This window comes from Amycolatopsis sp. NPDC045836, assembly GCF_056431745.1.
The window spans coordinates 1-7,687 of record NZ_JBWKKF010000053.1; the positions used below are offsets into that span (position 1 = coordinate 1).

8 protein-coding genes are annotated in these 7,687 nt (G+C 72.5%); 3 read left to right on the plus strand and 5 right to left on the minus strand.

Features of this window, described 5'->3' with window-relative positions:
- Positions 1-405: hypothetical protein (locus AC07EG_RS40160; protein ID WP_478258522.1), on the minus strand; the 405-nt coding region annotated here is incomplete at its 3' end.
- A 485-nt stretch (positions 406-890) separates the two neighbouring features.
- On the opposite strand from AC07EG_RS40160, the gene AC07EG_RS40165 reads away from it, so the two are divergent.
- On the plus strand, positions 891-1,514 hold the full coding sequence (locus AC07EG_RS40165) for a hypothetical protein (RefSeq protein ID WP_478258523.1): 624 nt from the start codon (positions 891-893) through the stop codon (positions 1,512-1,514).
- 32 nt (positions 1,515-1,546) lie between these two features.
- Here AC07EG_RS40165 and AC07EG_RS40170 read toward each other — a convergent pair whose 3' ends face one another.
- The 3 genes from AC07EG_RS40170 to AC07EG_RS40180 all read right to left on the minus strand — a co-directional run bounded on the left by AC07EG_RS40170 (position 1,547) and on the right by AC07EG_RS40180 (position 4,130).
- On the minus strand, positions 1,547-2,272 hold the full coding sequence (locus AC07EG_RS40170; RefSeq protein WP_478258524.1) for an FkbM family methyltransferase: 726 nt from the start codon (positions 2,270-2,272) through the stop codon (positions 1,547-1,549).
- 68 nt (positions 2,273-2,340) lie between these two features.
- On the minus strand, positions 2,341-2,997 hold the full coding sequence (locus AC07EG_RS40175; RefSeq protein ID WP_478258525.1) for a response regulator: 657 nt from the start codon (positions 2,995-2,997) through the stop codon (positions 2,341-2,343).
- Entirely contained in the window at positions 2,994-4,130 is a 1,137-nt protein-coding gene (locus AC07EG_RS40180; protein ID WP_478258526.1) for a sensor histidine kinase, read from the minus strand. Before AC07EG_RS40180 ends, AC07EG_RS40175 begins: the two co-directional genes overlap by 4 nt.
- 132 nt (positions 4,131-4,262) lie before the next feature.
- Here AC07EG_RS40180 and AC07EG_RS40185 point away from each other — a divergent pair, with 132 nt between their 5' ends.
- Entirely contained in the window at positions 4,263-5,309 is a 1,047-nt protein-coding gene (locus AC07EG_RS40185; RefSeq protein ID WP_478258527.1) for an alpha/beta hydrolase, read from the plus strand.
- Complete coding sequence (locus AC07EG_RS40190; RefSeq protein WP_478258528.1) at positions 5,306-6,394, plus strand: acyltransferase family protein; 1,089 nt, start codon at positions 5,306-5,308, stop codon at positions 6,392-6,394. The genes AC07EG_RS40185 and AC07EG_RS40190 overlap by 4 nt, the downstream gene beginning before the upstream one ends.
- Here AC07EG_RS40190 and AC07EG_RS40195 read toward each other — a convergent pair.
- Positions 6,315-7,214, minus strand: coding sequence for an alkaline phosphatase D family protein (locus tag AC07EG_RS40195; RefSeq protein ID WP_478258529.1), 900 nt, complete (start codon positions 7,212-7,214; stop codon positions 6,315-6,317). The genes AC07EG_RS40190 and AC07EG_RS40195 overlap by 80 nt on opposite strands.
- Positions 7,215-7,687 lie beyond the last annotated feature (473 nt).

Consider the following 7,687-nt stretch of genomic DNA (forward strand, 5'->3'; position numbering starts at 1 on the left):
GCCATCGCGTTCGCGGTGGGCACGACCGAGACGGTCCACGACACCTGCGCGCAGTCGATCGTGCCGCAGCTGGTCGGCCGTGAGCAGCTGGCCAGCGCGAACGGGCGCCTGTTCGCCGCCGAACTGACCGCCAGCGACTTCCTCGGCCCGCCGCTGGCCGGACTGCTGTCGCAGGCTGTCGGCGGTGGCGAGCACCAGCACCGTGCCCGGCGGCAGCGACGTAGCGCCGGCTATGGCCGCCCCCTCCCGGGCAGGCGCGCTCACCCCGACCTCGACGGCGGCCGTAGGCGATGGGTTTCGCCCGGACAGGCCAGCGCTCCCGTGTGCCGGGTGTGGTGCGCGCGCGTAGGCGGGGGCGCCGGGAAGAGAGCCGCGCAGTGGAGGGACGAGGTCGATCGTGGTCATGCATCCTGCTTGTGTCATGCCGGTGCACCGGTGCGGCGGGAGTGGTGTCGTCAACGTGGGTGCTCGTCGTCGTGGTCGGTGTCCTTCTGCTGGCTCGGGGACCCGGGGTTGCTGGTGTGCTCGAGGGCGTCGAGGCGGGCCCGCACCGCGCGGCCTGGGCCGGCCGGTCCGCGCGCCGGGCTGGGCGTAGAGCAGCCCACCGGGGAAGCGGCCGGCGTGCTCGTGCAGCTACCGCAGCGCCAGCAACGACTTCCCGATACCGCCCGGACCGGTCAGGACCACCATCGCCGTGGACGGCGGGGCAGGCCCGCACAGCACCTTGTCGAGCCGGCGCAGGTCGGCGATCCGGTTGGTGAACCTGGCTCAGGGGTCGTCGGTGTGGGTGAACACGGCCGCCGCGGCGCGGAAGGACTCGATCGCCAGCTGCGGCCTCCCGCACGCCCACCGGGCATAGCCGAGCAGCAACTCCACCAGCGCAGCGTCCGGTGTGGACAGGGCAGAGCGGTCGGCCAGCAGGCAGTGCGCGTGCGCAGTGCGTCGATCGCGTCCCGCGACCGATCGGCGGCGAGCAGCACCAGCACTACGAGCTGGTGCTGACCCGCGAAGGCCAGCAGACCTACCACCACTACTTCGAGCCGTTCGAGCGCAGCGACCGGTTCCTCCGGTTGCAGGTCCCCGCGCCGGGCGGGATTGCTGACCACGTCGACAAATGCCCCACCCACACCGCGCTCACCGTGCTGCGCGGCCGCGAATGGTGGGCTGATCAGGCCGAGAACGACCGGCTGGAACTCGACGGCGTCAACGTGCTCGCGCCGGGGGTGGCGCCCCGCGTCCGCCAGGTCCTCGCCGCCTTCGCCTTCGACGACAACTGCGACCTGACGTCCGCACTGGGCAACGCGCTGCCGCCGTTCAACACGCTGCCGTTCCTCACCGGCGTGGACGCCTACCTGCCCGCGCAACCCGCGGCCGGGGAGCCGATCCAGGTCACCGAGGTGGTCCGGGGCGGCGGAGGCCAGTCGCGCACGGTGGCCGTGCCGAACTGGCCGTCGGACCAGCACTCGGTGACCGTGCAGTTCGAGGACTACCTGGACCGGGCGTTCGGGGCGTGACCCCACTCATAGCAATCACCCTGGCGGCCGAGTCAGGTGGACGGGGTGAACAGGTAGTTGTTCGCGTGCACGCAGACCTCGGGTGTGGGCTGCCAGCCGTCGTGCCAGGCGTGCATGGTGTAGCCGCGGCTGGTCAGCCAGGCCACCACGTCCGCCGGGGTGTGGTCGTAGCGCGCGGTGTGGCGGGCTTCGATCTCGATCAGCAGCGTCGGCCGGTACGCCTCGATCGTCCGCTGCCCGCCCGCCAGCACGTGCAGTTCCCCGCCCTCGACGTCGATCTTGACGAAGTCGAGCCGGGCCAGGCCGGTGGCCGCGTGGAGGCCGTCGAGGGTTTCCACGTCGACGAGCAGGTCGGCGTGGTGCTCGAACTCGGCATTCGAGCCGAGGCCATGGGACCGCCAGGCGAGAAAGGAGCGGCTGGTGTCCGGCCCGTGGGCCCGGAACGGTACCCGCATCGCCGCCTGTGCCGGCTCGGCGCCCAGCGCGGTGGTGTGGCGGACGACGTTCGGGCGGTCCCAGGCGCCCAGGACGCGGGACCAGAACGGATGCGAGAAGAACACCGGCTCGACGCTGTGCACCACCCCACCCGGCCCGGTCAGGTGGGACAGCGCCTGGCTGTACAGGCCCGCCGCCGCACCCACGTCCACGCACACGTCACCGGGGCGGACCAGGCCGGTCAGCGTGTGCAGTTCGGTGTCCAGGACGGGGGTGCGGGCGAGCAGGTTGGCCGTCGCGGCGGTCAGGGTCGAGCGGAGCATCGGGGTCCTTCCTTCGGGTGCTCCGCCACGATGCCGGGACCGGTGGCCCGGCACATCGGCCCGCGGGCTTACGCCCCGGGGGCTACCAGGCCCATTTCGTAGGCGATGATCACCAGGTGCACGCGGTCGCGGGCGTTGAGCTTGGTGAACAGCCGCGCCACGTGGGCCTTCGCGGTGGCCGCGCTGATGTACAGCTCGGTGGCGATCTCGCCGTTGGACCGGCCCAGCCCGACCAGGGTCAGCACCTCGCGCTCGCGATCGGTGATGCCCTCGCTCGTCCGGTGCGCCCGCGCTCTTGCCGGGCCACGGGCGAAATCGGCGATCAGGCGGCGGGTGACGCTCGGCGCGATGAGCGCGTCACCGGCGGCGACCACGCGGATCGCGCCCAGGATGTCGTCCAGTGCCATGTCCTTGACCAGGAACCCGGCGGCACCGGCACGCAGCGCGCCGTAGACGTACTCGTCGTCGTCGAAGGTGGTGAGCACGAGGACGTGCGGCGGGCCGGTACCGGCGGTGATCTGCCGGGTCGCCTCGATGCCGTCCATGCCGGGCATCCGGATGTCCATCACCACCACGTCCGGCCGGGTTTCGCGGACGAGCCGGACCGCGTCGGTGCCGGTGCCGGCCTCACCGGCCACGGTCAGGTCCTCGGTGTCCGCGATGAGCACCCGCAGGCCGGTGCGGATCAGCGGCTGGTCGTCGGCGAGGACCACGCGCACGGTCATCGGCCGCCCACCGGAATCCGCGCGGTCACCCGGAACCCGCCGTCCGGCCGGGGTCCGGCGGTGAACTCGCCGTGCAGCACGGCGACCCGTTCGGCCATCCCGGTGAGCCCGTAGCCCGTGCCGGGCCGTCCACCGCGTCCGTGATCGGTCACCTCGACGAACAACTCCCCGTCCCGCTGGTCGACGCACACCTCGCACCGGTCGGTCCCGGCGTGCCGGGCCACGTTGGTGACCGCTTCCTGGATGATCCGGAACGCGGCCAGGTCCACCTCCGGTGGCAGCGGTTTCCGCGCACCCCGCCACTGGACGCTCACCCGCACACCGGCGTCGAGGACGCGCTCCACCAGATCGTCGAGCTCGGCCAGGCCCGGCGGTACCACGGTGGCTTCGTCGCGCCGGAGCCCGCCGAGCATCACCCGCAACCCGGTCAGCGTCTCGCGGCTGGTGTGCTCGATCGCGTTCAGGGCGTTGCGGGCTTCTTCCGGCTGGGTGTCGAGAACGCGGCTGCCCATTCCGGCCTGCACGGCGATCACGCCGATGCTGTGCGCGACCATGTCGTGCAGTTCCCTGGCGATCCGCAGCCGTTCGGCCTGTACCGCCTGGATCTCCGCCTGCGCCCGCCGGGCAGCGCGGTACTTCCGCGCCTGGTGCACCACGTAGCCGAGCGCCCAGGCGCTGAGCAGGGCGAAGAGGTACGGGATGAACGCGTTCTCGGGGTCGTCGGACCGGACGTCGGTCGTGGCCGCCACCACGAGCTGCACCACGAGCGCCAGTCCCGCACCGAGGAGCGAAACCCTGAGGCGGCGGGCGACCGCGAGGTAGGCGACCGCGAGATCGATGCTCACCGTCAGCACGTCCCGGGTGGCCGTGTGCACCCCGGAAGCGGACGGCGGCGGCAGCGCCACCAGTTCCACCGACACCAGCTCGGCGAGCAGGACGGCCAGTGCCACCAGCGGCTGCCGTCGCAGCACCCCGGCGGGCAGCGCCATGGCCAGCAACGGCAGCAGGTTGTATTCGCGGTCGAAGGCCAGCCAGAGGTGCAGCACGACCGGGGACAGCACGAGCCCGGCCCACGCCAGCACCGTCCGGCCCCCCGCCGGAATCCGGTTGAGCGGCGAACGGGCGGCAGGCATGCGGTGATCATAACCAGGTGATCGACACGCGGACATCGGCTTGAGGGCGTACGCCCGCGGGCCACCCTCCGCACCGGCCGGTGTGTTCGCCGGGCCGATGTCGCGGCGCCGCGGAATCGGCACCGTTCTCCCGTGACCCAAATCCACCGTCCCAGCGGGACGAACCTGCTGTCCGTGCTCGCCTCCGTCGCGATGATGGTGGCGCCCGCGTCGGCCACGCTGCTGGCCGCTCCCGGTGCGGTGCGGCCGGTACCACCCGAGGGCCTGGCCGCCTGGCTCGCCGACGATCGGCTCCTGCCGGATCCGGTGCACACCGATCCCGTGGTACTGCACGAATTCCTGGCGAACCACGACGCAGCGGACCTGGTCTCCCGGTACCCCGGTGTGCTGGGCACTTCGGACGGCGCCCCGCCGGCGCTGCGCTACGCGGCGAACGAACTGGCGATGCGCGCGGCGGGCTCGCCGTACCGCGATCGGGAAGGGCAGTTCCTGTTGTTCGACCCACGCGGTGACGGCCGCGTGGCACAGGTCTTCGGTGATCTGTCCACCGCCGACCGGATCGCCGTGCTGGTGCCCGGCGTGGCCAACCGGGCGGCCAACTTCTGGACCGGCGTGGGGAACGAGCGCTACCGGGCTCCGGCGGTGCAGGCGGCCGACCTGTACCAGGCGGCCACGAACGCCGCTCCCGCGACACGGTTCGCCGTGATCGCGTGGCTCGGCTACGACACCCCGGGCGGCGTGGGACCCGACGCGGCACGGGCGGAGATGGCCGGGGCGGGGGCCGTCGCGCTGGAACGGTTCGTGGCCGGGCTGGTCGCCACCCGTCCACAAGCGACGATCGCACTGCTCGGCCACAGCTACGGTTCGACGGTGATCGGCCAGGCGACGCTCCCCCGCCAGGTGACCGACATCGCCGTGTACGGCAGTCCGGGCATGGGCGTGGACAACGCCGCGCAACTGCGGACCACGGCACGGATTTGGGCCGGGCAGTCCGCCGCCGACTGGATCCGGTGGGTGCCGGGGGTGCGCCTGTTCGGCCTCGGCCACGGCACCAAACCCGTCGATCCGGCCTTCGGCGCCCGCGTGTTCAGCACCGCCGACGTGGCCGATCACGACCACTACCTGAGCCCCGGCACGGATTCGCTGGCCAACCTGACCCGGATCGCGGTGCGCCCGTGACCGCCCGCGACGAGTCGGTGGACGTGTTGCGGGCGCTGGCGATCGGCGGGGTGGTGCTCGGGCACTGGCTGGTGACGGCCGTAGTCAGCGATCCGTACCGGCCCACCGCGCTGCACGGGGAAAGCCCGCTGGCCCACGCGCCCGCGCTCGCCCCCGTGACCTGGCTGCTGCAAACGCTGGGCCCGTTCTTCTTCGCGGCCGGATTCGCGGCCACGCACCGGGCCCGTCGGGGAAAGTCGCTGCGCTTCTTCCGACTGGCCGTGCCGCTGCTGGCCCTCGCCGCCGTGTGGGTGCCCGCCGTGTTCCTGCTCGACGCCGTCGACGCGGCGGGCAGCACCCGCGAGCTGGTGTGGACCCTGCTCACCCAGCCGCTCTGGTTCCTGCTCGTCTACCTGGTGCTGGTCGCGCTGACGCCGGTCCTGCGGGCCGCGGTCGTCCGATGTGGACCGTGGGTGGCGGCGGTCCCGGTGGCACTGGTCGCGGTGCTCGACCTGCTCCGCCCGCACGGCCTGCCGGACTGGCTGGCGCTCGCCGGGCTGCCGGTGGGCTGGGCCGTGCCGTACCTGCTCGGCATCGCCATGGCCGACGGACGGCTGCCCCGCCGCGCCGGTGCGGTGCTGCTGCCACTGGGGGTGGTCAGCGGCACCGCACTGGTGTGGCTCGGCGGGTACCCGGCGAGCGCGGTCGGCGTGCCAGGAGACCGCTGGTCGAACCTGGCGCCACCGTCGCTGTTCACGATCGCGCTGGCCGCCGCCCAGCTCGGCGCCTTCCTGTTGCTGCGCTCGCGACTCACCCGGTTGCCGCGGTGCGTGCGGGTTCCGGTGGCGGCGCTGAACCGGTCCGCGATGGCCCTCTACTGCTGGCACCAGGCCGCGCTGCTGCTGGTCAGCTTCACCGGGCTGCTCGCGGGCCGGTTGCCCGGCCTGCTCGACGAACCCACCGGCGCCTGGCCGTGGCACCGGCTGCTGTGGTTACCGGTGTTCGCGCTGGTCCTGGCCGCGCTGGTCAGGCTTCCCGCACGCCGGGTCGCCGGTCTTCCACGACGTAGCTCGCCCGCGTCGAGATCGGCGCGCCCGGCTTCGTGACGTAGGGCAGCACGCGGAAATCGCTGCGCCAGCGCTCGCGGTCGACGTCAACGCGCACGTAGCCCCGCTGCGCGTTGAAGAACTTCAGGTGCGGGTTCGCCGCGAGGAACTTCACGCCGTCGTCGTTCATGTCCGCGCCGTCGGCACCGCTGGTGATCGAGGTGCCGACGAACTCGCTGGCCACCACCGGCGAATCCGGGTCGGCGAAGTCGCGCTTGAGGTCCCAGGCGTAGTTCTGGTGCCGGTCGCCGGTGATCACCACCAGGTTGCGCACGTCCCGGTCCTGCGCGGCGGCCAGCACGCGGTCGCGGTCGGCCACGTAGCCGTCCCACGGGTCGTACCAGACGTCCAGCGCCGGGCCGGGGTCGCGGTCGGTCTGCCCGAGCGGCGCCTGGTTGCCCAGGATCTGCCACCGGGCGTCCGAGCGGCTGAACCCGTCGAGCAGCCAGTCGCGCTGCTCGGCGCCCAGGATGCTGCGGCCGGGGTCGAACCGGTCGGCGCAGCCGGCCCCGCACGGCTGGTCGTCGCGGTACTGGCGGGTGTCGATCATGGTGAGATCGGCCAGCCGGCCGTACCGCAGCCTGCGGTGCATGCGCACGTCCGGTCCGGACGGCAGCTGCTGCCGCCGCAGCGGCAGGTTCTCGTACATCGCCTGGAAGGCCGCCGCCCGGCGCTGCCGGAACACCGCCGGGTCCTGGGTGGGCTCGGTGTCCACCTGCGAGGTGTCCCCCGCCCAGTTGTTCTCCACCTCGTGGTCGTCGAAGGTGTGGATCCACGGGAACCGCGCGTCCGGGGCCAGCCCGTGGACCTCCGGGTGCACCGAGTGCCCAGTTCCGGCGTCGCGACCACGCTGCCCCGCCGCTGATCGACGACCCGTTCGAGCGTGTGCCGCAGGGCGGCCCGGACCTGACCGCGCACCAGGCACGCGCCCACGGGGACCTGCCGTTCATCTGGTGGGTCACCGACCAGGTCATGCAACGCGATCGGCGAGCCTGGTGGATGCGGCACTGGCTGCTGCAAACCCCTGCGCCGCGCCTTCGCTGCCGGGATTCGTCGACGCGGACCAATGCGCAAGACCGCATCGAGATCGTCGGACCAACCTGTCGTCGCACCCGTCGCCCCGCCCTGGCCGGACGGCGACAGTGGGCACCGAGCACACGACAACCACGAGCGCCGACTTGCTGAGTTCGTACTCTAGGAGTTCCTAACAAAGTCGTGCGACGTGTCGCCAGCAGAGGATGCAGGTGGCCAAGCCGAGGAAGGCTTCGTGGATGTCGTCGCGGCGCTCCCAGC